General features: G+C 74.1%; 20 protein-coding genes. 11 read left to right on the forward strand and 9 right to left on the reverse strand.

The features are described 5' to 3' along the window. Nucleotides 1-69: 69 nt before the first annotated feature. Entirely contained in the window at nt 70-4,674 is a 4,605-nt protein-coding gene (locus tag ACWIX7_RS19340) for an ATP-dependent helicase (RefSeq protein WP_448618030.1), read from the reverse strand. Between the two features lie 87 nt (nt 4,675-4,761). Between ACWIX7_RS19340 and ACWIX7_RS19345 the strand changes: the two genes are divergently transcribed. The 5 genes from ACWIX7_RS19345 (at nt 4,762) to ACWIX7_RS19365 (ending at nt 9,427) form a co-directional block, all read left to right on the forward strand. Then, complete coding sequence (locus tag ACWIX7_RS19345) at nt 4,762-5,907, forward strand: acyl-CoA dehydrogenase family protein (protein ID WP_448618031.1); 1,146 nt, start codon at nt 4,762-4,764, stop codon at nt 5,905-5,907. Nucleotides 5,908-5,919: 12 nt separating this feature from the next. Further along, nucleotides 5,920-7,197: an MFS transporter gene (locus ACWIX7_RS19350; RefSeq protein ID WP_448618032.1), complete on the forward strand. Its 1,278-nt coding sequence runs from the start codon at nt 5,920-5,922 to the stop codon at nt 7,195-7,197. Nucleotides 7,198-7,353: 156 nt separating this feature from the next. Then, nucleotides 7,354-7,548, forward strand: coding sequence for a DUF3046 domain-containing protein (locus ACWIX7_RS19355; RefSeq protein WP_448618033.1), 195 nt, complete (start codon nt 7,354-7,356; stop codon nt 7,546-7,548). 176 nt (nt 7,549-7,724) lie between these two features. Beyond that, nucleotides 7,725-8,759, forward strand: a complete 1,035-nt coding sequence (gene recA, locus ACWIX7_RS19360; RefSeq protein WP_448618034.1) for a recombinase RecA — start codon at nt 7,725-7,727, stop codon at nt 8,757-8,759. 2 nt (nt 8,760-8,761) lie between these two features. Beyond that, a complete protein-coding gene (locus ACWIX7_RS19365; protein WP_448618035.1) occupies nt 8,762-9,427 on the forward strand; it encodes a regulatory protein RecX in 666 nt (221 codons plus the stop codon). A gap of 287 nt (nt 9,428-9,714) precedes the next feature. Here ACWIX7_RS19365 and ctaD read toward each other — a convergent pair whose 3' ends face one another. The 6 genes from ctaD to ACWIX7_RS19395 form a co-directional block, all read right to left on the reverse strand. Next, a complete protein-coding gene (gene ctaD / locus ACWIX7_RS19370) occupies nt 9,715-11,475 on the reverse strand; it encodes an aa3-type cytochrome oxidase subunit I (protein ID WP_448618036.1) in 1,761 nt (586 codons plus the stop codon). Nucleotides 11,476-11,595: 120 nt separating this feature from the next. Beyond that, nucleotides 11,596-12,018 carry a hypothetical protein gene (locus ACWIX7_RS19375; protein WP_448618037.1) on the reverse strand — a complete coding sequence of 141 codons (423 nt, stop codon included), beginning with the start codon at nt 12,016-12,018 and terminating at the stop codon, nt 11,596-11,598. Between the two features lie 75 nt (nt 12,019-12,093). After that, nucleotides 12,094-12,999 carry an amino acid ABC transporter permease gene (locus ACWIX7_RS19380; protein ID WP_448618038.1) on the reverse strand — a complete coding sequence of 302 codons (906 nt, stop codon included), beginning with the start codon at nt 12,997-12,999 and terminating at the stop codon, nt 12,094-12,096. Further along, nucleotides 12,996-13,643, reverse strand: coding sequence for an amino acid ABC transporter permease (locus ACWIX7_RS19385; protein ID WP_448618039.1), 648 nt, complete (start codon nt 13,641-13,643; stop codon nt 12,996-12,998). The genes ACWIX7_RS19380 and ACWIX7_RS19385 overlap by 4 nt, the downstream gene beginning before the upstream one ends. Before the next feature lie 80 nt (nt 13,644-13,723). Continuing rightward, nucleotides 13,724-14,614, reverse strand: coding sequence for a glutamate ABC transporter substrate-binding protein (locus tag ACWIX7_RS19390; RefSeq protein ID WP_448618040.1), 891 nt, complete (start codon nt 14,612-14,614; stop codon nt 13,724-13,726). 21 nt (nt 14,615-14,635) lie between these two features. After that, nucleotides 14,636-15,391: an amino acid ABC transporter ATP-binding protein gene (locus tag ACWIX7_RS19395; protein WP_448618041.1), complete on the reverse strand. Its 756-nt coding sequence runs from the start codon at nt 15,389-15,391 to the stop codon at nt 14,636-14,638. A 120-nt stretch (nt 15,392-15,511) separates the two neighbouring features. On the opposite strand from ACWIX7_RS19395, the gene miaB reads away from it, so the two are divergent. After that, on the forward strand, nt 15,512-17,002 hold the full coding sequence (gene miaB, locus ACWIX7_RS19400) for a tRNA (N6-isopentenyl adenosine(37)-C2)-methylthiotransferase MiaB (protein ID WP_448618042.1): 1,491 nt from the start codon (nt 15,512-15,514) through the stop codon (nt 17,000-17,002). A 125-nt stretch (nt 17,003-17,127) separates the two neighbouring features. Here miaB and ACWIX7_RS19405 read toward each other — a convergent pair whose 3' ends face one another. Then, the gene (locus tag ACWIX7_RS19405) at nt 17,128-18,648 is read right to left on the reverse strand and encodes a DUF349 domain-containing protein (RefSeq protein ID WP_448618043.1); all 1,521 of its coding nucleotides are present in this window, start codon (nt 18,646-18,648) and stop codon (nt 17,128-17,130) included. 40 nt (nt 18,649-18,688) lie between these two features. Here ACWIX7_RS19405 and ACWIX7_RS19410 point away from each other — a divergent pair, with 40 nt between their 5' ends. The 3 genes from ACWIX7_RS19410 to dapF all read left to right on the forward strand — a co-directional run bounded on the left by ACWIX7_RS19410 (nt 18,689) and on the right by dapF (nt 21,244). Further along, complete coding sequence (locus tag ACWIX7_RS19410) at nt 18,689-19,378, forward strand: hypothetical protein (RefSeq protein ID WP_448618044.1); 690 nt, start codon at nt 18,689-18,691, stop codon at nt 19,376-19,378. Next, nucleotides 19,375-20,298: a tRNA (adenosine(37)-N6)-dimethylallyltransferase MiaA gene (miaA, locus tag ACWIX7_RS19415; RefSeq protein ID WP_448618045.1), complete on the forward strand. Its 924-nt coding sequence runs from the start codon at nt 19,375-19,377 to the stop codon at nt 20,296-20,298. Before ACWIX7_RS19410 ends, miaA begins: the two co-directional genes overlap by 4 nt. Nucleotides 20,299-20,371: 73 nt before the next feature. Continuing rightward, entirely contained in the window at nt 20,372-21,244 is an 873-nt protein-coding gene (dapF, locus tag ACWIX7_RS19420) for a diaminopimelate epimerase (protein WP_448618046.1), read from the forward strand. 95 nt (nt 21,245-21,339) lie between these two features. Here dapF and ACWIX7_RS19425 read toward each other — a convergent pair whose 3' ends face one another. Continuing rightward, a complete protein-coding gene (locus tag ACWIX7_RS19425; protein ID WP_448618047.1) occupies nt 21,340-21,567 on the reverse strand; it encodes a hypothetical protein in 228 nt (75 codons plus the stop codon). Between the two features lie 151 nt (nt 21,568-21,718). Between ACWIX7_RS19425 and hflX the strand changes: the two genes are divergently transcribed. Both hflX and ACWIX7_RS19435 read left to right on the forward strand, forming a co-directional pair. Then, complete coding sequence (gene hflX, locus ACWIX7_RS19430) at nt 21,719-23,209, forward strand: GTPase HflX (RefSeq protein ID WP_448618048.1); 1,491 nt, start codon at nt 21,719-21,721, stop codon at nt 23,207-23,209. Nucleotides 23,210-23,265: 56 nt separating this feature from the next. Further along, a complete protein-coding gene (locus ACWIX7_RS19435) occupies nt 23,266-23,997 on the forward strand; it encodes a phosphatase PAP2 family protein (protein ID WP_448618049.1) in 732 nt (243 codons plus the stop codon). Nucleotides 23,998-24,019: the final 22 nt, after the last annotated feature.

Genomic DNA, 24,019 nt, shown 5'->3' on the forward strand with positions numbered 1-24,019 from the left:
GCCGGCCTCGCCAGTCGACCGCATGACGGAGGCGACCTGCGGTGCCCCGGAGGAGGCCGCGCGGCCGGCTCAGGCGCGGACGCGCAGGCCGCGGGGGGTGGCGGCGAAGCCGGCTGCCTGCAGCGCGGCCGACAGCGGGGTCGACTCGTGCACCGAGGCGCCGTCGGCCTTCTGCACCACCATCCGGCCGAGCGCGCCCACCGCGACCGCCCCGGACAGCGCCGTCGCGGCCTCCTTGAGCGCGGTCTCGTCCTCGGTCCAGGACAGCAGCGTCTTGCCGCCCCGCTCCACGTAGAGCACGAGCTCCCCGTCGACGAGCACGACCAGCGCGCCGGCCTTGCGCCCGGCCCGGTGCCCGGCACCGCGCCGTCCGCCGCCGGTGCCCTCGCCGACGTCGACGGCTCCGCCCGGGTCGCCGCCGTCCTCTCCCGTCGCGCCCGGGCGTTCGGGCCAGGGGAGGGCCGCGCCGTAGACGTTGGCCGGGTCGGTCGCGGCCAGGACCACCGCGCCGCCGGGCACCCGGTCCGGCGACGCGAAGCTGCGCAGCCGGTCGACCGAGCCCGGCGTGCCGAACTGCGCGGCGCCGAGGGTCTCCACGAAGTACCCGCGTCGAGCACGGCCGTTCTCCTCGAAGGCCCGCAGCACCGGGTACACCGCGGAGAAGCCGCCGACGACCTGCTCGGCCACCACCGCGCCGCGGGTCAGCACGCCGTGCCGCTCGAGCAACGCCTCGGCGCGGGCCGTCGTCCGCTTGGTGGCGTTGGACTCCCGGTCGGGCAGCCGCGACCAGCGGCCGGCCATCGTGGGCGGCCCGCTGCGGGTCGGCATGGCCGGCCGGCCCAGCCGGGTGCGGCCGTAGCGGCTGCGGTCCAGCCGTGCCCGGGGCGGGGCGGGCTGGCGCTTGTGCGTCCCCCCACCGGACAGCCGGGTGCGCAGCGGCGCGAGGGTGTCGTTGGTGAGCGCGCCGGCCCAGACGAGGTCCCACACCAGGTCGGCGAAGGCGGCGTCGTCGGTGGAGCCGGCGAGGTCCGACAGCCCGCGGAAGAACAGCGCCTGACCACCGGCCAGGTGCTCGAGCACCACGGGGCCGGCCTCGGGCGACTCCAGCGGCTCGGGCAGGAGCAGCGGCGCGAGGTCGGCCGGCACGAGGCTGACCCAACCATCGCCGCCGGGCAGCCCGCCGGCGCCTGCCCACAGCACCTCCCCGGCGCTGGTCAGCTCGTCGAGCATCGCGGGGGAGTAGTCGCGGACCCGCGCCGGCAGCACCAGCGACTCCAGCGCGCTCGCCGGGACCAGCGCCCCCGCGAGCTGCTCGACGACCGCCAGCACGCCGTCCGGCCCGCGCATCCGGCTACCCACCGACTGCCAGGACGGCGTGAACCGCGCCAGCGTGTCGACCGGCACCGGCTCGACCTCCTGGCGCAGCCGGGCCAGGCTGCGCCGGCGCACCGACCGCAGCACGTCGGCGTCGCACCACTCCTGACCGGTGCCGCCCGGGCGGAACTCTCCGGTGACCAGCCGGCCGGTGCCGACCAGCCGCTGCACCGTGGCGGTCACCACCACGACGCCCAGCCCCAGCCGCTGGGCGACCTCGCCGGGCTGGAAGGGACCGTGGGTGCGGGCGTAGCGACCCACCAGGTCACCCAGTGGGTCGGGCACCGGCTCGGTGAACACCTCGGGCACCCCGACCGGCAGCGCGGTGCCGAGGGCGTCGCGCAGCCGGCCGGCGTCCTCGATCGCGACGTACCGCTCCTCGCCGGCGATGCGCACCACCAGCGCGCGGCGGGCAGCCACCAGCTCGTCGAGCCACTCCCGGCCCACGCCGCGGGCGGCGGCCTCGGTGGTGGTGAGGTCACCGACGATGCGCAGCAGGTCCGCGGCCCCGTCGGGGTCGCGGGGGTGGCGGTCGGCCGGCAGGCGCTGCAGCTCGGCCTCGACCTCGGTGAGCGCCTCGGCATCGAGCAGTTCGCGCAGCTCCGAGCGGCCGAGCAGCTCGGCGAGCAGCCCGGTGTCGAGGGCCAGGGCCTGCGCCCGGCGTTCGGCCAGGGGGGCGTCGCCCTCGTAGAGGAACTGACCGACGTAGCCGAACAGCAGCGACTGTGCGAAGGGGGAGGCCGCCTGGGTCTGCACGTCGACCACCCGCACCCGCCGGGAACGGACGTCGCGCATCAGCTCGACCAAGCCGGGCACGTCGTAGACGTCCTGCAGCACCTCGCGGGCGGCCTCCAGCGTGATCGGGAAGCTGGAGAACTCGCTGGCCACCGACAGCAGCTGGGCGGCCCGCTGCCGCTGCTGCCACAGCGGGGTGCGCCGGCGCGGGTCGCGGCGGGGGAGCAGCAGCGCCCGCGCCGCGCACTCGCGGAACCGGCTGGCGAACAGCGCCGAGCTGCCGACCTCGGCGGTCACCTCTCGCTCGACGTCGTCCGGGTCCAGGACGGCGAGGTCGGCCTCCGGCGGCTCCCCGGTGGTGTCAGGCAGGCGCAGCACGATGCCGTCGTCGGAGTGCATCGAAGCGACGTCGACGCCGTAGCGCTCGCGCAGCCGGGCGGCCAGTACCAACGCCCACGGCGCGTTGACCTGCGCGCCGAAGGGCGAGTGCACGACCAGCCGCCAGTCGCCGAGCTCGTCGCGGAACCGCTCGACCAGCAGCGTGCGGTCGTCGGGGAGGTGACCGGTGGCCGCCTTCTGCTCGGCGAGGTAGGCCAGCAGGTTGGCCGCGCCCCACTCGTCGAGGCCGGCGGCGCGGGCGCGGTCGAGCCCGGCCTCGGGCGCGGCGGTGCCGACCTCGCGGAGGAAGGCGCCCAGGGCGCGGCCGAGCTCCAGTGGGCGACCGGGGGCGTCGCCGTGCCAGAACGGCATCTTCCCGGGCTGGCCGGGGGCCGGGCTGACCAGCACGCGGTCGTGGGTGATCTCCTCGATCCGCCAGGAGGAGGAGCCGAGCAGGAAGACGTCGCCCACCCGCGACTCGTAGACCATCTCCTCGTCGAGCTCGCCCACGCGCCGCCCACCGCGGCTGTCCTCGCCGCCGACCAGGAAGACGCCGAACAGGCCCCGGTCGGGGATGGTGCCGCCGCTGGTGACGGCCAGCCGTTGTGCGCCGCCCCGGGCGGTGAGGGTGTCGGTCACCCGGTCCCAGGTCAACCGCGGCCGCAGCTCGGCGAAGGCGTCGGAGGGGTAGCGACCGGCCAACATGTCGAGCACCGCGTGCAGCGCGGAGTCCGGCAGCGAGGCGAACGGCGCCGACCGCCGGACCAGCGCGCCGACCTCGTCGACGGTGCGCGGCCGCTCGGACACGATCGCGACCACCTGCTGGGCCAGCACGTCGAGCGGGTTGCGCAGGTAGCGGATCGACTCGATCGCCCCGGACCTCATCCGCTCGGCCACCAGCGCGCACTGCACCAGGTCGCCGCGGTACTTCGGGAACAGGACGCCCCGGCTGATCGCGCCCACCTGGTGCCCGGCGCGGCCGACCCGCTGCAGGCCGGAAGCGACCGTGGGCGGCGCCTCGACCTGCACCACCAGGTCGACCGACCCCATGTCGATGCCCAGCTCCAGGCTCGAGGTGGCCACCACGGCCGGCAGCCGGCCCGACTTCAGCGCCTCCTCGACGATCGCGCGCTGCTCGCGGGAAACCGAGCCGTGGTGCGCGGCCGCGACCGGCTGCACGCCCTCGGGCACCCCGCCTCCGGACCCGGCCTGCGCCATGAGCGCCGCGGCGTTCGTGCCGGGCGGGACGGGCTCCCCGGTCGCCCGTTCGTACGCCAGCTCGTTGAGCCGGCTGGTCAGCCGCTCGGCCAGCCGGCGGGAGTTGGCGAAGACGATCGTGCTGCGGTGGGCCTCGACGAGGTCGAGCACCCGCTCCTCGACCGCCGGCCAGATCGACGCCCGCGGCTGGTTACCCGCCGCCGAGCCGTCGAGCTCACCGGTGGGCTGGCCCAGGGAGCTCATGTCCTCGACCGGGACGACGACCGAGAGGTCCCACTCCTTGGCCGACCCGGGCGCGACCACCTGCACCGGGCGGCCGCCGGCGAGGAAGGTGGCCACCTCCTCGACGGGCCGCACCGTCGCCGACAGGCCGATCCGCTGCGCCGGGCGCTCCAGCAGCTCGTCGAGCCGGTCGAGGGAGACGGCCAGGTGCGCGCCGCGCTTGGTGTCGGCGACCGCGTGCACCTCGTCGACGATCACCGTCTCGACGCCCCGCAGCGCCTCTCGGGCGGCGCTGGTGAGCAGGAGGAACAGCGACTCCGGCGTGGTGATGAGGATGTCGGTGGGCCGTCGGGCGAAGGCCCGCCGCTCCTCGGCCGGGGTGTCACCGGAACGGGTGCCCACCTGGATCTCCGGACGCGGCAGGCCCAGCCTGGCCGCGGCCTGCCCGATGCCGGCGAGCGGGGCGCGCAGGTTGCGCTCGACGTCGACGGCCAGGGCCTTCAGGGGTGAGACGTAGAGGACCCGGCAGCGGGCCTGCTCGTCGGCCGGCGGCGGGGTGCCGGCCAGCCGGTCGAGCGACCAGAGGAAGGCGGCCAGTGTCTTGCCCGAGCCGGTGGGGGCCACGACGAGGGCGTGACCGCCGCTGCTGATGGCCTGCCAGGCGCCCTCCTGCGCGGCGGTGGGCTCGGCGAAGGCACCGGTGAACCACGCCCGGGTGGGCTCGGAGAACCGGTCGAGGGCGGGCACGGCTCCCAGTGTCCACAGGGGTACGACACTCCGCTGGCCTGCGAGGAGCCGCTCGGGTGCGACGTGGCGTGCGGCACACTGACCGCCATGCGCCGATCCCTGTACGCGGCCGAGCACGAGGACTTCCGGGAGACGGTCCGGGCGTGGGCCGAGAAGAACGTCGTCCCCTTCCACGACCAGTGGGAGCGCGACGGCATCGTGCCGCGCGAGGTCTGGACCTCGGCCGGCGCGCAGGGCTTCCTCGGCACCGACATGGACGAGCGCTTCAGCGGCGGGGGCGTGCGCGACTTCCGCTACCAGGCGGTCCTCGACGAGGAGCTCACGCGGATCGGCGCCACCGGCCTGGGCTTCGGCCTGCACAACGACGTCGCGGGGCCCTACCTGCGCGACCTGGGCACCGAGGAGCAGAAGCAGCGCTGGCTGCCCGGCTTCTGCCGCGGTGAGCTGATCACCGCCATCGCGATGACCGAGCCGGCGGCCGGCAGCGACCTGCAGGCCATCCGGACGACGGCCCGGCGGGACGGCGACGGGTGGGTGCTGACCGGCTCGAAGACCTTCATCACCAACGGCATCAACGCCGACCTGGTCATCGTCGTGGCCCGCACCGACCCCGACGCCCCGGGCTCCCGCGGCCTGAGCCTCCTGGTGGTCGAGCGGGACATGCCCGGGTTCACCCGCGGCCGGAACCTGGCCAAGATCGGGCTCAAGGCGCAGGACACCGCCGAGCTGTTCTTCGACGAGGTGCGCGTGCCCGCCGAGAACCTGCTCGGCACCGAGAACCGCGGCTTCGCGCACCTGATGGAGAACCTGCCGCAGGAGCGGCTGTCGATCGCCGTCGGCGCGGTGGCCGCGGCCGAGACGGTGCTGGCGCAGACCGTCGAGTACGTCGCCGCGCGGACCGCCTTCGGCCGGCCGGTCGGCAGCTTCCAGAACAGCCGCTTCGTCCTGGCCGAGCTCCAGACCGAGGTCACCATCGCTCGCACGTTCGTCGACGAGTGCGTGCGCCAGCTCGACACCGGCGAGCTCACGCAGGTCGACGCGGCGATGGCGAAGTACTGGACGACGGAGCTGCAGAACAAGGTGGCCGACCGCTGCCTGCAGCTGCACGGCGGCTACGGCTACATGGACGAGTACCCGGTGTCCAAGGCCTGGCGCGACGCCCGCATCCAGCCCATCTACGGCGGCACCAACGAGATCATGCGCGAGATCGTCGGCCGCTCTCTGGGCCTCTAGGCCGGGCCTGCCGTGTCCGCGCAGACCCGGGGCGTCGACCCGGTCGCCGTCCAGCGCCGGACCCTCGGCGTGCTCAGCGGGGGAGTCGCCCTGGGCGGGCTCGGCATCACGGTGGGCATCACCGTCGGGGGCCTCCTCGCCCGTGACGTGGCCGGCACCGAGACCGCGGCCGGCCTGGGCCAGACGGCCGGCGTGCTCGGGGCCGCGGTCCTCGCCGTGCCACTGGCGCGGATCAGCGACCGCGCCGGCCGGCGGGCGGGCCTGGCCGCGGGGTACGCGGTCGCCGTCCTCGGCTCCCTCGTGACGGTCGTCGCCGCGGTCGTGTCCTCCCTCCCGCTGCTGCTCGTGGGCCTGTTCGCCTTCGGCGCCGCCACCACCTGCGGGCTGCAGGCGCGCTACGCCGCGGCCGACCTCGCCGTCCCGGAGCACCGGGGGCGGGCGTTGTCCCTGGTGGTGTGGGCGACCACGGTCGGCTCGGTGGTCGGCCCCAACCTGGCCGGCCCCGGTGAGGCGCTCGGCGACGTCCTCGGGCTGCCGCCCCTGACCGGGGCCTTCGCCGTCTCGGTCGCCGTCTTCGCCGTGGTGGCGCTGGGGCTGCTCGTCCTGTTGCGGCCCGACCCGCTGCTGCTGGCACGGCAGCTGCGGGGCGCGGGGGCGGACACCGGCCGGCCACGACGGGCGACCGCGGACGCGGTCCGGGCCGTCTGGGCCGACCCCCGCGGCCGGCTCGGGCTGACCGCGGTCGTGGTCTCCCACTCGGTGATGGTCGGCGTGATGGTGATGACGCCGGTGCACATGGGCCACGCCGGGGGGACGACGCTGCGCGTCATCGGCCTGGTGATCAGCGTGCACGTCGCCGGCATGTACCTGTTCTCCCCGCTGGTGGGGGTGCTCGCCGACCGGGCGGGCCGCCGGACGACGGTCGCCGTGGGCGCGGGCCTGCTGCTGACGGCGGCCGCACTGGCCGGGACGGCGCCGTCCGGAGCGGCGCTGCAGCTGGGCGCGGGGCTGCTGCTGCTCGGGCTGGGCTGGTCCTGCGGGCTCATCGCCGGCTCCACCCTGGTCACCGAGGCGGTCGACGAGGGACGGCGGCCCGCCGCGCAGGGCGGCACCGACCTGCTGATGGGCCTGGGCGCCGCGCTGGCCGGGGTCGCCGGGGGCCCGCTGCTCGCCCTGGGTGGCTACGGGCTGGTCGCGACGGTCTCGGCGGTGCTCGTCGTCCCCCTGGTGGTGGTGTGGGCGCGCACCCGGGAGCGCGGAGCAACGGTGGCGGCTCAGCGGCCCCGGTAGTTGCGCCAGAGCAGGACCAGGGAGACCAGGAGGGCCAGCGCGATCCCGATCTCGAGGACGAGGTCGAGGCTGGCCGAGCCGGTGCCGATCACCGCTCCAGCGTAGGAGTCCGGAGGGTCCGGCCGGACACCCCTCGTGCGCGCTAGCGTCGGGGGCGTGCGACTGCAGGACTTCTGGACCCGTCTCCGCGAGCAGTTCGGCTCCATGCGGGCCGAGAGCGTGGCCCGCGACCACGTCTTCTCCGCGCTGGGCGGCCGCAGCGCCGTCGAGGCGATCGATGCCGGCCTGCCGGTGCGACGGGTGTGGCTTGCGATCTGCGAGGAGTTCGACGTGCCGCACAAGGAGCGCTGAGTCGCGCGGACGGCGTGTCACCCTGGCAGTCGAACACGTGTTCGGGCTAGATTGGGGTGCCGCAGTCCACAGGCCGGGCGTTCCTCCACAGGTCGACCGGATCCCCCGGAAGCGTCAGACCTCCGCTCTAGCGTCGGCACCGACCCACCTCACGCGACTTCTCGAAGGTGAACACCATGGCAACGCTCGACCGCGACAAGGCCCTCGACATGGCCCTCGCCCAGATCGACAAGCAGTTCGGCAAGGGCTCGGTCATGCGGCTGGGCGACAACGCCGCACAGGCGATCAAGGTCATCCCGACCGGTTCGATCGCCCTCGACATCGCACTCGGCATCGGTGGCCTGCCCCGCGGCCGCGTCATCGAGGTGTACGGCCCCGAGGCCTCCGGTAAGACGACCGTCGCGCTGCACGCGGTGGCCAACGCCCAGGCCGCCGGTGGCATCGCGGCGTTCATCGACGCCGAGCACGCGCTCGACCCGGAGTACGCCCGGGCGATCGGCGTCGACACCGACGCGCTGCTGGTCAGCCAGCCCGACACCGGTGAGCAGGCGCTGGAGATCGCCGACATGCTCATCCGCTCCGGCGCGCTCGACATCATCGTCATCGACTCGGTCGCCGCGCTCGTGCCCCGCGCCGAGATCGAGGGCGAGATGGGTGACAGCCACGTCGGTCTGCAGGCCCGGCTGATGAGCCAGGCGCTCCGCAAGATCACCGGTGCGCTCAACAACTCCGGCACCACCGCGATCTTCATCAACCAGCTGCGCGAGAAGGTCGGCGTCGTCTACGGCTCGCCGGAGGTCACCACCGGTGGCCGCGCGCTGAAGTTCTACTCGTCGGTCCGGCTCGACGTCCGCCGCATCGAGACCCTCAAGCAGGGCACCGACGCGGTCGGCAGCCGGGTCCGCGTGAAGGTCGTCAAGAACAAGGTCGCCGCGCCGTTCAAGCAGGCCGAGCTCGACCTGCTGTGGGGTACCGGGTTCAGCCGCGAGGGCGGCCTGATCGACGCTGGTGTCGAGCAGGGCTTCATCCGCAAGTCCGGCGCCTGGTACACGTACGAGGGCGACCAGCTCGGCCAGGGCAAGGAGAACGTCCGCACGTTCCTGCGCGACAACCCCGACCTCGCCGACGAGATCGAGAAGAAGGTCAAGGAGAAGCTGGGCATCGGCCCGAAGCTGGATGAGCCCGTCACGGCCGACCAGCCCGACTTCTGACGGTGGGCGGCTGGCCCGAGGCCCGGGAGCGCTCGGCTCCCGGACGTCGACGCGGGCGGCGTTCCGGCTCGTCCCCTGACCCGGACGGCTCGGACGCCGCCCCGCCGGCCGGCGGCCCGCACCCCGAGGACGACCCGGGCGACCCCGAGCAGGTCGCCCGGTCGATCTGCCTGCGGGCGCTGACCGGTGCACCCAAGACCCGTCAGCAGCTGGCCGACCTGCTGGCCAAGCGCGGCATCCCCGATGACGTCGCCGAGGCGGTCCTCGACCGGTTCGGCGAGGTCGGGCTCATCGACGACGCCGCCTTCGCCCGGGCCTGGGTGACCTCCCGACAGGCCGGACGCGGGCTGGCACGGCGCGCGCTCAAGGCGGAGCTGCGCGCCAAGGGCGTCGACGGCGAGGTCGCCGAGGAGGCGGTCGCGCTCGTCGACGACCAGGACGAGTGGGACGCGGCCCGGCGGCTGGTGCAGCGCCGGCTGCCGGGCCTGCGGCGGGTCGACCGGGTGACCGCCGAGCGACGGCTCGTGGGGATGCTCGCCCGCAAGGGCTACGGCTCCGGACTGGCCGGGTGGGTGGTCCGCGAGGCCCTCGACGAGGACCGGTCCGGGGAGACCGCCGACGAGCCCGGGGTGCACGAGGAACGAGGTCTGGACGCCTGGCTGCCCTGACGGAGCAGCGTCAGGGCAGCCAGGCCCGCACCCTGGGCTGACCCGACCGGGCGGATCCGGCTCCGGGCCTGGCCCACTCTCCGTCCTGACGCGTGGCGCAGGCCCGAGCCGACGGCGACCGGACCGTGAGCCCCCGGACGGTCCCGCCTCGGGCCCCGCTGGCGCTGCAGGGTCCCGCTGGCCCCGTCCCGGTCCGCCCTGAGCCTGCGAAGGCTGGGCAGGACGGGTGGCCCCCCTGCAGGGTCCCGCCGCGAGCCTGCGAGTGGCGGGGGCAGGGGGGTTCTCTGTCAGGTCGGGTCGGGGTCCCGGCTGCCCTGCCGGCCGCCCTCGCTCAGGCCGACCTCGGAGACGCCGGCGTAGGGCTCGTGCCGACCACCGACGTGCTTCTCCTGCTCCAGGCGGTCCAGCAGGTGCGGGTAGTGCGCCTCGAACGCCGGCCGCTCGGAGCGGATCTTCGGGATCTCCACGAAGTTGTGCCGCGGCGGCGGGGACGACGTCGCCCACTCCAACGAGTTGCCGTGGCCCCACGGGTCGTCCCGCAGCGCCAGGGCCCCGTGGCGCCAGGACCGGATCACGTTGAAGAGGAACGGGATGATGGAGGCACCCAGGATGAACGAGAAGATCGTCGAGACGGTGTTCAGCGTGGTGAACCCGTCGCTCGGCAGGTAGTTGACGTAGCGCCGGGGGAAGCCCTCACCGCCGAGCCAGTGCTGCACCAGGAACGTGCCGTGGAAGCCGATGAACGTCATCCAGAACTGGAGCTTCCCGAGGCGCTCGTCGAGCATCCGGCCGCACATCTTGGGGAACCAGAAGGCGATGCCGGCGTTGGCCGCGAACACGACGGTCCCGAAGACCACGTAGTGGAAGTGGGCGACGACGAAGTAGCTGTCGTTGACGTGCCAGTCCAGCGGCGGGGAGGCCAGCAGCACGCCGGTCAGCCCACCGAGCAGGAAGGTCACCATGAAGCCGATGGACCACAGCATCGGCGTCTCGAAGGTCAGCTGACCCCGCCACATGGTGCCGATCCAGTTGAAGAACTTGATCCCGGTCGGCACGGCGATCAGGTAGGTCAGGAACGCGAAGAACGGCAGCAGCACCGCGCCGGTGGCGTACATGTGGTGCGCCCACACCGTCACTGACAGCGCGCCGATGGCGATGGTCGCGAAGACCATGCCCTTGTAGCCGAACAGCGGCTTGCGGCTGAACACCGGGATGATCTCGGTGACGATGCCGAAGAACGGCAGCGCGATGATGTAGACCTCGGGGTGCCCGAAGAACCAGAACAGGTGCTGCCACAGCATCGGCCCCCCGTTCTCCTCCGAGTACACGAGGGCACCCAGCTGCCGGTCCGCCAGGAGAGCGAACAGGGCGGCGGTGAGGATCGGGAAGGCGAAGAGCACCAGCAGGCTGGTGACCAGGGTGTTCCAGCAGAAGATCGGCATCCGGAACAGCGTCATGCCCGGCGCCCGCAGGCAGACGAGCGTGGTGGCGAAGTTGACCGCACCGAGGATGGTGCCCAGGCCGGACACCGCCAGGCCGGCGATCCACAGGTCCGGCCCGGCACCCGGGCTGTTGGTCACGTCCGACAGCGGGGTGTAGGCGTACCAGCCGAAGTCGGCCGCGCCACCCGGGGTGAAGAACCCCGAGACCGCGATCGTGCTGCCGAACAGGAACAGCCAGTAGGAGAAGGAGTTCAGCCGCGGGAAGGCGACGTCGGGGGCGCCGATCTGCAGCGGCATGATCAAGTTGCCGAACGCGAAGAACAGCGGCGTCGCGAAGAACAGCAACATGATCGTGCCGTGCATGGTGACCAGCTGGTTGTACTGCTCCGGCGACAGGAACTGCAGAGCCGGCCGGGCCAGCTCCCCGCGCATGAGCATCGCCATCAGCCCGCCGATGACGAACCACACGAACGACGTGACCAGGTACATCAGGCCGATGGTCTTGTGGTCGGTGGTCCGCAGCAGGTTCGTCAGCCGCGAGCCCTTGTCCGGCACATGAGCCGTGCTCGAGCGCGTGACGATGGGGTGCGGGGCCAGAGCGGTCATGCGGCGACTCCCAGGGGCGACCGCGCTCCGCCGACTCGGAGCTGGCCCCCATGGTGTCCCAACAACGCAGGTCAGGGAAGCCGGGGCGGCCCGAGGATGCGCGCCCGCGGAAGGAGCGCCTCAGCCGGCGGAGGGCCTGGCGGCCGACCAGGCGGTCACGTCGACGGCGACGCCGTCCGGCGCCTCGTCATCGGCCACCAACCAGCTGCCCTCCCGGCCCAGCTCGGAGGACAGCCACGCCCGGATCTGCAGGTCGAAGACCTGCTCGGGCGCGGAGGTCGTGGAGCTCACCGGACCGAGGAAGGTCAGGTCGGTCTCCCCACCCTCGGCGAAGCGCAGCACCACCCGACAGCGCGAGCGCCGGTGCCGGGCCGGGGGCACGACCTCCCGGACGACGGCGGTCTCGGCACCGGCCGCGGCAGCCAGGGACGACCCGCAGGCACGCAGCCGGGTCACGAACTCCTGGGCGGCGTCCACGGACCCCGCCGGACGGCGCACCGGCGCCGGGAGCGGGGGCACGACGGGGCGGAGAGCGGTGTCCACGTCGCAGTTCTCGGCAGTCCCGCCGCCGGTCGGCACCGCCGGGCGGACCGGATCGGTCCCATCCGGCGGCCGGTGTCACCGCACCGCGGGGAGGACGCCGCCGCCACCGCCCATCTGCACGTCGGCGGGCAACTCGGTCGGCGTCGTGGCTGCCGCCTTGTCGCTGCGCCGCGTGCGCCGTTCCACGAACCGCGCCAGCCACGACAGCACCAGGTTGATGGCGATGTAGATCACTGCCGCCGCGACGTACAGCTGGAACGTGTACGTGTTGCCGAACTGGAGCGTGAAGAACTCGACCAGGCTCCGCGCTCCCCGCAGCAGCTCCGGGAAGCTGATGATGAAGCCCAGCGAGGTGTCCTTGAGCAACACCACGAGCTGGGCGATGAGCACCGGGAGCATGCGCCGGACGGCCTGCGGGAGCAGCACCAGCGTCATGACCTGCGTCTTGCGCATGCCCAGCCCGTACGCGGCCTCGCGCTGACCGCGGTCCACCGACAGGATGCCGGCTCGGAAGATCTCGGCGAGCACCGCGGAGTTGTAGAGCACCAGGCCGCCGACGAGGGCCCAGAACGCGCTGAGCCGGATCCCGAACTTCGGGAGCAGGAAGTAGAGCGCGAAGATCAGCACCAGCAGGGGCACCGCGCGGAAGAACTCGATCAGCGTCGTGACGAGCACGCGGACCCAGCGGTGCTCGGAGAGCCGGCCGACCGCCAGCAGCAGCCCCAGCACGGTGGCGAGCACCATGCCGACGATCGCGACCTGGAGCGTGCGCAGCAGGGCCTGGCCGAGCGCCTGCGGCACCTGGCTGGCCGGGTCGAACAGGACGGCCCAGCGCTGTGGCTCCAGCTGTCCGTTGCCGGCCAGCCGGACGAGCACGAGGGCGACGATCGCCACGACGACGAGGACGCCGACCGCCGTGGCGATGCGGATGCGCTGCCGGGCCTTCGGGCCGGGCAGGTCGAAGAGGACGGGTGTCGTCATCGCAGGATCGCCACCCGACGCTCGATCCGGTTGACCGCCAGGGCCGACGGCAGGGTGATGACCATGTAGCCCACGACCACGCCGACGAGCACGAGGGTCAGGTCACCGGCGTCGGCGTTGACCAACCGGGGCAGCAGCGAGCTCAGATCGCTGACCGAGAACCCCGCGGCGATCGAGGTGTTCTTCACCATCGCGATCAGCACGTTGCCCAGGGGCGGGACGACGGTCCGGAACGCCTGGGGGAGGACGACCTCGCGCAGGGACTGCCCGAAGGTCAGCCCCAGCGCGCGCGCGGCCTCGGCCTGTCCGGCCGACACCGCGTTGATCCCCGAGCGCACCGCCTCGCAGACGAACGCGGCGGTGTAGAGACCCACCGACAGGACCGCGCCGGGAAAGAAGCCGATGACGAAGTCGATCTGCGGCAGCCCGAAGATGAGGAAGAAGAAGACCACCGTGAGCGGTGTGTTGCGGAAGGTCTCGACGTAGAAGGTGGCCAGCCCGCGCAGCGGGGGGACCGGGCTGACCCGCATCGCGGCGAGGAGGGTGCCGAGCACCAGCGCCAGCAGACCAGCCAGCAGGGACAGTCCGAGGGTGGTCAGGAACGCGTCGAGGAACAGGTCGGCGTTCTCGCGCACGAAGTCCACGGCGCCTCCTCTCCGGGTCGGGACGGCGAGGCGCCGCCGGGCGGGAGGCCCCGCCCGGCGGCGTCAGGGGATCCGGTCGGTCAGTAGCGGTCGATCGTCGGGGGCTCGGGAGCCGGCTCGCCGGTGATGGCGCCCGCGGTGCGGTCCCACGCCGCGGCCCAGCTGCCGTCCTCGAAGGACTGCTCGAGGGTGTCGTTGATGAAGCCGCGGAACTCGTCGTCGCCCTTCGCCAGGCCGATGCCGTACGGCTCCTGGGTGAAGGGGTTGCCCACCAGCTCGAAGGCACCCTGGCCGCCCTGGACCAGGCCGGTGAGGATGACGTTGTCGGTGGTCACCGCGTCGACCTGGCCGTTGCGCAGCGCGTCGGCGCACTTGGAGTACACGTCGAACAGCGTCAGCTGGGCCTCGGGGTAGTTGTCCCGGATGTTCTGGGCCGGGGTCGAGCCCTCGACCGAGCAGACCCGCTTGCCCGCGAGGTCGTCCGGGCCCTCGATCGCCAGCGGGTTGCCGGTGGCGACCATGATGTCCTGGCCGGCCACGTAGTACGGCCCGGCGAAGTCGATGAGCTGCTTGCGCGCGTCGTTGATCGTGTAGGTCGCCACGACGATGTCGACGTCGCCGTTCTGGATGAACGACTCCCGGTTCGCCGACACCGTCTCCTTCCACTCGATGGCCTCGGGGGCGATGCCCAGCTCACCGGCGATGATCTTGGCGACCTCGACGTCGAAGCCCTCGGGCACGCCCTGCGGGTTGGCCAGGCCGAAGCCGGGCTGGTCGAACTTGGTGCCGACGGTGATCGTCCCGGCCTCGGCGAGCTCGGCCATCGTGCTCCCCGCCGGGAACTCGACGTCCTGGGCGACCTCGGGGGCGTTCTCGGTTGCCTCCTCGGCCTGCTGGCCGGCCTCGCTGGAGCAGCCGGCGAGCACGAGGCCGAGGGCCCCCAGGGTGGCGGCGTAGCGGGTGATGCGCATGTGCGTTCCTCTCTACCGGGCTCAGTGGGTGAGGATCTTCGCGAGGAAGTCCTTGGCCCGGTCCGACTGCGGGTTGGTGAAGAAGGTCTCGGGGTCGGCGGACTCGACGATCCGGCCGGCGTCCATGAACACGACCCGGTTGGCCGCCCGGCGGGCGAAGCCCATCTCGTGGGTGACGACGACCATCGTCATGCCGTCGCGGGCCAGCGAGATCATCACGTCGAGGACCTCGTTGATCATCTCGGGGTCCAGGGCGGAGGTCGGCTCGTCGAAGAGCATCACCTTGGGGTCCATCGCCAGGGCGCGCGCGATGGCGACCCGCTGCTGCTGACCGCCCGAGAGCTGGGCCGGGTACTTGTTCGCCTGCGCGCTCACCCCGACCCGGTCCAGCAGCTCGCGGGCGCGCCGCTCGGCGTCGCCCCTGCTCTGCTTGCGCACCTTGATCGGGCCGAGGGTGACGTTCTCGAGGATCGTCTTGTGGGCGAAGAGGTTGAAGCTCTGGAACACCATGCCGACGTCGGCCCGCAGCCGGGCGAGCTCCCTGCCCTCGTCGGGCAGGCGCTGGCCGTCGATGGTGATCTCGCCGGAGTCGATGGGCTCGAGCCGGTTGATCGTCCGGCACAGCGTCGACTTGCCCGACCCGGACGGGCCGATGACGACGACCACCTCGCCGCGGTCGATCGACAGGTCGATGTCCTGCAGGACGTGCAGCTCACCGAACCACTTGTCGACCCCGGACAGGCGGACGAGAGGCTCTCCGGCGGTACGGCTGGTCACCCGGGGAACCCTAGAGGCGGCGGACGACGCCATCCGCCTCCGGCCATCACGAAGGCGTAACGAAGCCCGGTCGGGTGAGGCGGGGGACACCCGATCGGGTCGCCGTACCCTCGTTCCGTCATGACGACCGACCTGCAGGCTGCCGGACGGACCTACCGGGTCCGCACCTACGGCTGCCAGATGAACGTGCACGACTCCGAGCGGCTCTCCGGGCTGCTGGAGGCCGCCGGCTACACCGCCGCGCCCGAGGGGGCCGACGCGGACGTCGTCGTCCTCAACACCTGCGCGGTGCGGGAGAACGCCGACAACCGGCTCTACGGCAACCTCGGCCACCTCCGCCCGGTCAAGGACGCCCACCCCGGCATGCAGATCGCCGTCGGCGGCTGCCTGGCGCAGAAGGACCGCGGCGAGATCGTCCGGCGGGCCCCGTGGGTGGACGTCGTCTTCGGCACCCACAACGTCGGGTCGCTCCCGGCGCTGCTGGAGCGGGCACGGCACAACGCAGAGGCGCAGGTCGAGATCGCCGAGGCGCTCGAGGTCTTCCCGTCGACGCTGCCGGCGAAGCGGGACTCCGCCTACTCCGGCTGGGTGTCGATCAGCGTCGGCTGCAACAACACCTGCACGTTCTGCATCGTCCCGGCGCTCCGCGGCAGGGAGAAGGACCGCCGTCCCGGCGAGATCCTGGCCGAGGTGCAGGCGCTGGTCGACCAGGGCGTGCTCGAGGTGACGCTGCTGGGTCAGAACGTCAACGCCTACGGCGTCGAGTTCGGCCAGCAGGGCGCCTTCGCCGACCTGCTGCGCGCGGCGGGGCGGATCGAGGGCCTGGAGCGGATCCGCTTCACCAGCCCCCACCCCCGCGAGTTCACCGACGACGTCATCGCCGCGATGGCCGAGACGCCCGCGGTCTGCCACCAGCTGCACATGCCGCTGCAGTCGGGGTCCGACGACGTCCTGCGCCGGATGCGCCGCGCCTACCGGCAGGAGCGCTACCTGGGCATCCTCGACCGGGTGCGGGCGGCGATGCCCGACGCGGCGATCACCACGGACATCATCGTGGGCTTCCCCGGCGAGACCGAGGCCGACTTCGTGCAGACCCTCGAGGTGGTCCGCCAGGCGCGCTTCGCCAGCGCCTTCACATTCCAGTACTCCAAGCGCCCGGGGACGCCCGCCGCCGAGATGGCCGAGCAGCTGCCCAAGGAGGTCGTGCAGGAGCGCTACCTGCGGCTGACCGCGCTGCAGGAGGAGATCAGCTGGGCGGAGAACCGCGCCCAGCTCGGGCGGACCGTCGAGCTGCTCGTCGCCGCGGGGGAGGGCAGCAAGGACGCCCGCACCGGGCGGATGAGCGGCCGTGCCCGCGACGGCCGGCTGGTGCACTTCACGGCGACGGACGGCGGTGCTGGCGGGGACGTGCGCCCCGGTGACGTCGTCGAGACCGTCGTGACCCAGGCGGCGCCGCACCACCTGGTCGCCGACGGTCCGCTGCTGTCGCACCGGCGCACTCGCGCCGGCGACGCGCACGCGGCCGGCACCCGCCCGACCACCCCCGGCGTGCTGCTCGGGATGCCCCAGGTCGGCGTCCCGGCTCCGCTGGCCCCGGCCGGGGGCTGCTGAGAGACGACCGGCTGCTCCTCACCGTTCGCAGGGTCGCGGCGAGCTTCTGGACGGGGCCGACCCCGGGAAGGGGCGAGGTGCACGAGGGGCGCTGTCCGGCCGGACAGCGCCCCTCGTACACCTGCTCAGCGGCGGGAGGCCGACTTCTCCGCCTCGGCCAGCCACTCCCGGCGGGTGACGAGGTTGGCCCTCGCCTCCTCGATGCGCCGCGCGTCGCCGGCGGCCTCGGCCTTGGCCAGCTGCTCCTCGGCCTTGGTGACGGCCTGCCGCATCGAGGTGACCATCGGGTTCTCCGGCGCCACCCGCGGTCGGGAGGAGTCGACGGCGCCCCGGATGCGCTGCTCGACGGCCTGCATGCGGTCCTCCAGCTGGCGCATCGCGCCGCGCGGCACGTGGCCGATGGCGTCGTAGCGCTCCTGCAGCTTGCGCAGCACGTTCTGCGCGTGGCGCAGGTCGGTGGACGGGTCGAGCTTCTCGGCCTCGGCGAGGATCTCCTCCTTGGCCTGCTGGTTGGCCACCTGCTCGGCGTTGCGGGCCTTGTCCGACTCGGCGCGGGCGGTGAAGAAGACGTCCTGCGCGGCGCGGAACTGCTTCCACAGGTCGTCGTCGCCGTCGCGGCCGGTGCGCGGGACGGCCTTCCAGCGGTCCATCAGATTGCGCATCGCGGCACTCGTGGGGCCCCACTCGGTGGACGTCGAGAGCCGCTGCGCCTCGGCGATCAGCTCCTGCTTGGCCGCCCGGGCCTCGCCGCGCTGGGCGTCGAGGGCGGCGAAGTGCGCGCCCCGGCGGCGACCGAAGGCGTCACGGGCGGCGGCGAACCGGCTCCACAGCGCCTCGTCGGTCTTGCGGTCGATGCCGCGGATGGTCTTCCACTCCTCGACGATGGCCTTGAGCCGGTCGCCGGCGGCCTTCCACGAGGTGGACTCCGCGGCGATCTGCTCGGCCTCGGCGGCCAGCGCCTCCTTGCGGGCGACCTGCGCGGCCCGGGCGGCGGCCTTCTCGGCCCGGGACTCGGCGGCCGCGGAGTCGGCGGTCCCGACCATGGCGCGGGCGCGGGCGGCCAGCCCGTCCAGGTTGCCGACGGCGGCGGCGGTGGGGATCGACTCGGCCAGCGCTTGCGCCTTGGCCTTGATCTCGCCGGGGTTGCCGGTGTGCGCCCGCAGCCGCGCCTCGAGCAGCGACACCTCCGTCGCGAGGTCGTCGTAGCGGCGGGCGTAGTGGGCCAGCCCCGCCGCCGGGTCGCCGGCCTGCCACGAGCCGACGGCGCGCTCGCCCTCGGCGGTGCGGACGTAGACCGTCCCGTCCTCGTCCACGCGGCCCCACTGAGCGGGGTCGGACGCGGCGGCGGCGTCCGCGGGCGGATGGGGGACGGGCTGTGCTGCGTGGGCCTCCGGGGCGGCGGTCTCCGGCGCGTGGGCCTCCGGTGCGGCGGACTCCGGTGCGGGGGACTCCGGTGCGTCGGTCTCCGGTACTGCACCCTCCGGTGCGGCCTGCTCGGCGGCCCCCGCGGTCGGGTCGGCGAGAGCGGCGTCGCCAGGGGTGGGCGCCGCCGCCGTCCCCGCCTCGGGGGCGACCGCCTCGGATCCGGCCGTCCCGGGCTGGGGCAGCTGCTGCGAGGGGTTTCCGGCGTTCTCCGTGCTCGACACGTGTCGGAGTGTCCCACGCCGAATCCGGGACACTGCTGCGGTGAGCTCAGTCCCGGCCGCCGTCGCCTTCTGCCCGTGCCCGCCGCTGCTGGTGCCGGCCGTGGCCGGGCGGGCCGCGGCGGACACCGCCGTCCTGCGGGCGGCCTGCGCGGCCGCGGTGGACGCGGCGCTGGCCACTCGCCCGCAGGTCGTCGTGGTCGTCGGCGGCAACGACGGCTGCGGGCACTTCGGCGACGGCGACGGCGGGGACCTGCGCGGCTACGGCGTCGACCTCGACGTCCCCTTCGCCGGCCGGGTGCGCCCCGGCGGTCGCCGCACCCCGCTGGCGCACACGATCGGCGCCTGGCTGCTGCACGAGGCCGGGTACGCCGGCCCCCGCCTCGGCGTCGGTCCCGGCGACCTCGCCGGAACCCTCGGGGACCTGCCCCGGCCGGTCGCCGTCCTGGCGGTGGGGGACGGCTCGGCGCGGCGCTCGCTCAGGGCGCCCGGCCACCTCGACCCGGCGGCGCAGCCGTTCGACGACGCAGTGGCCGCCGCGCTGGCCGCCGGGGACCCGGGCGCCCTGGCGGGACTCGACCCCGCGGAGGGCGCTCGGCTGCTCGCCGCCGGCGTGCCCGCCTGGCGGGCGGTCGGCGCCGCGCTGGCCGGCCGCGCGGTGCGCGGCCGGCTGCACGCGCACGAGGCGCCCTTCGGCGTCGGCTACCTGGTGGCCGACTGGAGCGTGCGGTGACCGCTCTCCCGCCGGTGGTCGCGCTGGTGGGTCCCACCGCCACCGGCAAGACCGCCCTCGGGGTCGCGCTGGCGCACCGGCTGGGCGGCGAGGTGGTCAACGCCGACTCGATGCAGCTCTACCGCGGCATGGACATCGGCACCGCCAAGCCCGACGCCGCCGAGCGCGACGGCGTGCCGCACCACCTGCTCGACCTCTGGCACGTGCGGCAGGCGGCGTCGGTGGCCGAGTACCGGCGGCTGGCCCGCGCCGAGGTGGACCGGCTGCGCGCGGCCGGGGTGGTGCCGCTGCTGGTCGGCGGCTCCGGGCTCTACGTGCGCGCCGTCCTCGACGAGCTGGACTTCCCCGGTACCGACCCCGCCGTCCGCACCCGGCTCGAGGCCGAGCTCGCCGAGGTCGGCCCGGCCGCGCTGCACGCCCGGCTGGCCGGGCTGGACCCGGCCGCCGCCGCGGCGGTGCTGCCGAGCAACGGACGGCGGATCGTGCGGGCGCTCGAGGTCGTGGAGATCACCGGCGGGCCGTTCCGCGCGACGCTGCCCGAGCCGCGGCCGCACTACCCGGCGGTCGTCGTCGGGCTGGACCGTGAGCCGCCCGAGCTCGACGAGCGGATCGCGCTGCGGGTCGACCGGATGTGGGCGGCCGGCTTCGTCGCGGAGGTGGAGGCGTTGGCCGCCGACGGGCTGCGCGAGGGGCCGACTGCGTCCCGGGCGCTGGGCTACGCCCAGGTGCTGGCCCAGCTCGACGGCGCCCTCACCCCCGAGGAGGCACGCGAGCGCACGGTGTCGACCACCCGCCGCTTCGTGCGCCGCCAGCGCTCGTGGTTCCGTCGGGACCCCGCGACCACCTGGCTCGACGCCGCCCGGCCCGACCTGGTGGAGGCCGCCCTCGGGGTGATCACCGCTCGTACCCTGGACCGGTGAGCGAGCCCGCGAGCTCACGCAGGGGTACAGCTGGGCCACGGACGTGGCCGACGAGCGCCAGCGAGGAGGGCCCGTGAGTGCGCACCGGGTGCTGATCGGCCACGGCACGGAGAACGACTTCGTCGTCCTGCCCGACCCCGACGGCACCGGCTGGCCGGAGGACCGGCTGGACGCGGCGATGGTCCGGCGGTTGTGCGAGCGCCGCGCCGGTCTCGGCGGGGACGGCGTGCTGCGCGTCGTCCGCAGCGTGCACGTGCCCGACGCCCCGGCCGTGCTCGGCGAGGCGCTGGGGCAGTGCGAGTGGTTCATGGACCACCGCAACGCCGACGGCTCCACCGCCGAGATGTGCGGCAACGGCGTCCGGCTGTTCCTGCACGTGCTCGTCACCGAGGGCCTGGTCGGGCGGGGCGCCTGCGCCGACGGCATCTGGGTCGGCACCCGCGGCGGCCCGCGCCGGGTGGGGGCCGCGGCCGACGGCGGCTACTGGGTGGACATGGGGCCGGCCCGGCCGTTCGGCGCCGGCACCGCCGAGCTCGGGAGCACGACGTTCCCCGGCCGCGCGGTCTCGATGGGCAACCCGCACCTGGCCTGCCTCACCGACGTCGACGTCGACACCCTCGACCTCACGACGGCGCCGACGGTCGACGCCCAGCTGTTCCCCGACGGCGTGAACGTCGAGTTCGTCAACGTCGTCGAGGCCGGCCGGCACGTGCGGCTGCGGGTGTCCGAGCGCGGGGTGGGGGAGACCCGCTCGTGCGGTACGGGCGCCTGCGCCGCGGCCTGGACGGCCCTGGAGGCCGCCGGCGCGGCGACCGGCACGGTGACCGTCGACGTCCCCGGCGGCCGGCTCGGCGTGACCGTCGACGAGCGGACGACGGTGCTGTCCGGTCCCGCGGTCGTGGTGGCGGCCGGCGAGCTCACGCCGGAGTGGCTCCGGGCCAGGTGACTCCCGGGAACGGCCACCGGTGACGTGCTGGAACGGCCCTCCTGCAGGGTCCCGCCGCGAGCCTGCGAGTGGTGGGGTGCAGGAGGGCCCTCTTTCTACCGGGTGTTCTCGGTCTCCTCCGGGGACTCCGGCACCATCGACTGGCCGGCGATGCCGGGGCTGCCCTCCGGCTCACCGCGGCCGCTGTCCTGGTCCGGTCCGCCGGTCGTGCTGCCCAGGCCGCCGGACAGCGGGTTGCGCGGCGGGTTGAGGCCCTTGGGGTCCCGGCCCGGGTCGTCGAGCTCCTCGTCCGCGCCGGCCGCGCTGCTTCCCGTCTCGCTCATCTCTGGCCTCCTCGGAGTGTCGGTCGTCGTCCGGCCCTACCCGGTCGCGACCCGGCCACGCGTGCCGGGATGGTCCGCCGCGCCCGCGGTGTTGGAAGAGTCGATGACAACTCAGATGCCCCAGGTGCTGGGGTCTGCGACGCTGGAGACGATGACGACAGCACAGAACCGCGCCGTGCTCGCCGAGGCCGAGGAGCGGGCCCTGCGGGCCGCGCCGGCACGCACCGAGGAGCCGCCCCGTCCCGACGGGGGACGAGACGAGCCGGAGGACACGACCGGCTCCTACGCGCTCGAGGCGCGCGGTGCGCTGCGCCGCGTCGCCGGCCTGTCCACCGAGCTCGCCGACGTCACCGAGGTCGAGTACCGCCAGCTGCGCCTCGAGCGCGTCGTGCTGGTCGGGGTCTGGACCGAGGGCACCCAGGCCGACGCCGACCGCTCGCTGGCCGAGCTGGCCGCGCTGGCCGAGACCGCGGGCTCGCAGGTCCTGGAGGCGGTGAGCCAGCGGCGCGACAAGCCCGACGCCGGCACCTACGTCGGGTCCGGCAAGGCCGCCGAGATCCGCGACATCGTCGCGGCCGCCGGCGCCGACACCGTGATCTGCGACGGCGAGCTGACCCCGGGCCAGCTCAACGCGCTGGAGAGGATCCTCAAGGTCAAGGTCGTCGACCGGACCGCGCTGATCCTCGACATCTTCGCCCAGCACGCCTCCAGCCGGGAGGGCAAGGCGCAGGTCGAGCTGGCGCAGATGCAGTACATGCTGCCGCGGCTGCGCGGCTGGGGTGAGTCGCTGTCCCGGCAGGCCGGTGGTCGTGTCGCCGGCGGTGGCGGCATCGGCACCCGCGGCCCCGGTGAGACCAAGATCGAGACCGACCGGCGGCGGATCCGCGCGCGGGTGAGCAAGCTGCGCCGGGAGATCGCCGGCATGGCGACCGCACGGGCGACCCAGCGCTCGTCGCGCGGGCGCAACGCCGTCCCGAGCGTGGCGATCGCCGGGTACACCAACGCCGGCAAGTCCAGCCTGCTCAACCGGCTGACCGGCGCCGGCGTGCTGGTCGAGAACGCGCTGTTCGCGACCCTGGACCCGACGGTGCGCCGCGCGCAGTCCCCGGACGGCCGCGAGTACACGCTCACCGACACCGTCGGCTTCGTGCGGCACCTGCCGCACCAGCTGGTCGACGCGTTCCGGTCGACGCTGGAGGAGGTGGCCGCCGCCGACCTGCTGCTGCACGTCGTCGACGGCTCCGATCCCGACCCGCTGGGGCAGATCGAGGCGGTGCGCGTGGTCCTGGGCGAGATCGAGGCCGCGTCGGTCCCGGAGCTCATCGTCGTCAACAAGGTGGACGCGATGAGCGAGGAGGACGTCCTCACCCTGCGCCGGGCCCTGCCGGGTGCGGTGTGGGTGTCGGCCCGCACGGGCGCCGGCCTCGAGCGGCTGCGCGAGGTCGTGGCCGCCCGGCTGCCGCACCCCGACGTCGAGGTCGACGTGCTGGTGCCCTACGACCGCGGCGACCTGGTGGCCCGGGTGCACCGGGACGGCGAGGTGCTGAAGGAGACCCACGAGGCCGGGGGCACGCGGCTCAGCGCCCGGGTCGACGGCGGCCTGGCCGCCGCCCTCGAGGGGTTCGCGGCGCCGGTCGCCTGACCCGCCCCCCGGCGAGCGAGGTCACGGTCAGGTCACGGCCCGGTACCGTGACCGGCGTGACCAGCGGCGCGGTGCGGCGGCGTCCGGGGACCTCCCCGCCGGACGCCTCGGACGCTGAGGTCCCGGCCGGCCGCCCGTCGCGGTGGCTCCTGGGAGCCGCCCTGGTGGTCGCCGTCGTGGTCACCGTCGACCTGCTCGGCCGCGGCGTGCTCGAGCGGATGGACCTGCGGGTCTCGGAGGTGGTCAGCGCTTGGGACCTGAAGGACTCGGCCGCCTACTGGCCGGTGTGGGCGGTGACGCAGCTCGGCGGGCGCGGCTTCATCCTGATCGTCCTGGCCGGGTTGGTCGGCTACCTCGGGTGGCGGTTCCGCACCGTCCTCCCGCTGGTGCGGGTGCTGCTGGCGCTGGTGCTGCTCACCGTCGTCGTCTACTCGTTCAAGTACGGAACGGGCCGGACGGCCCCGGCCTACCCCGGGTCGTTCTTCCACCGGGACGGCGCCTCCTACCCCTCCGGGCACGTCGCCAACGCCGTGCTCATGTGGGGGGTCGCCCGCTGGCAGGTGGTGCAGTACCGACTCGCGGCGTGGGTGCAGCGGACCGCCCGGGTGCTCAGCATCGCCGGCCCGGTGGCCACCGGTGTGGCCATGGTGTCCCTCGACTTCCACTGGGTCACCGACGCCGTGGTCGGAGCGGCCGTCGGCATCCTGCTGTTGGGCGTGGTTCACCTGCTCGACGCGGTCCTGGTGTCACGCTGGGTCGGTGCCCGAGCTGGCCGGTCGTCCGCGTAGCGGAGCCAGGGGGCGGCGTCTG

This window comes from Geodermatophilus sp. URMC 65 (assembly GCF_053502545.1).

Excerpts from the sequence above, each read along its gene's own strand:
- ACWIX7_RS19425 (WP_448618047.1), bottom strand. The coding sequence starts at position 21,567 with ATGAGCGAGACGGGAAGCAGCGCGGCCGGCGCGGACGAGGAGCTCGAC.
- ctaD (WP_448618036.1), bottom strand. The coding sequence starts at position 11,475 with ATGACCGCTCTGGCCCCGCACCCCATCGTCACGCGCTCGAGCACGGCT.
- recA (WP_448618034.1), top strand. The coding sequence starts at position 7,725 with ATGGCAACGCTCGACCGCGACAAGGCCCTCGACATGGCCCTCGCCCAG.
- hflX (WP_448618048.1), top strand. The coding sequence starts at position 21,719 with ATGACGACAGCACAGAACCGCGCCGTGCTCGCCGAGGCCGAGGAGCGG.
- ACWIX7_RS19390 (WP_448618040.1), bottom strand. The coding sequence starts at position 14,614 with ATGCGCATCACCCGCTACGCCGCCACCCTGGGGGCCCTCGGCCTCGTG.
- ACWIX7_RS19345 (WP_448618031.1), top strand. The coding sequence starts at position 4,762 with ATGCGCCGATCCCTGTACGCGGCCGAGCACGAGGACTTCCGGGAGACG.
- miaB (WP_448618042.1), top strand. The coding sequence starts at position 15,512 with ATGACGACCGACCTGCAGGCTGCCGGACGGACCTACCGGGTCCGCACC.
- ACWIX7_RS19380 (WP_448618038.1), bottom strand. The coding sequence starts at position 12,999 with ATGACGACACCCGTCCTCTTCGACCTGCCCGGCCCGAAGGCCCGGCAG.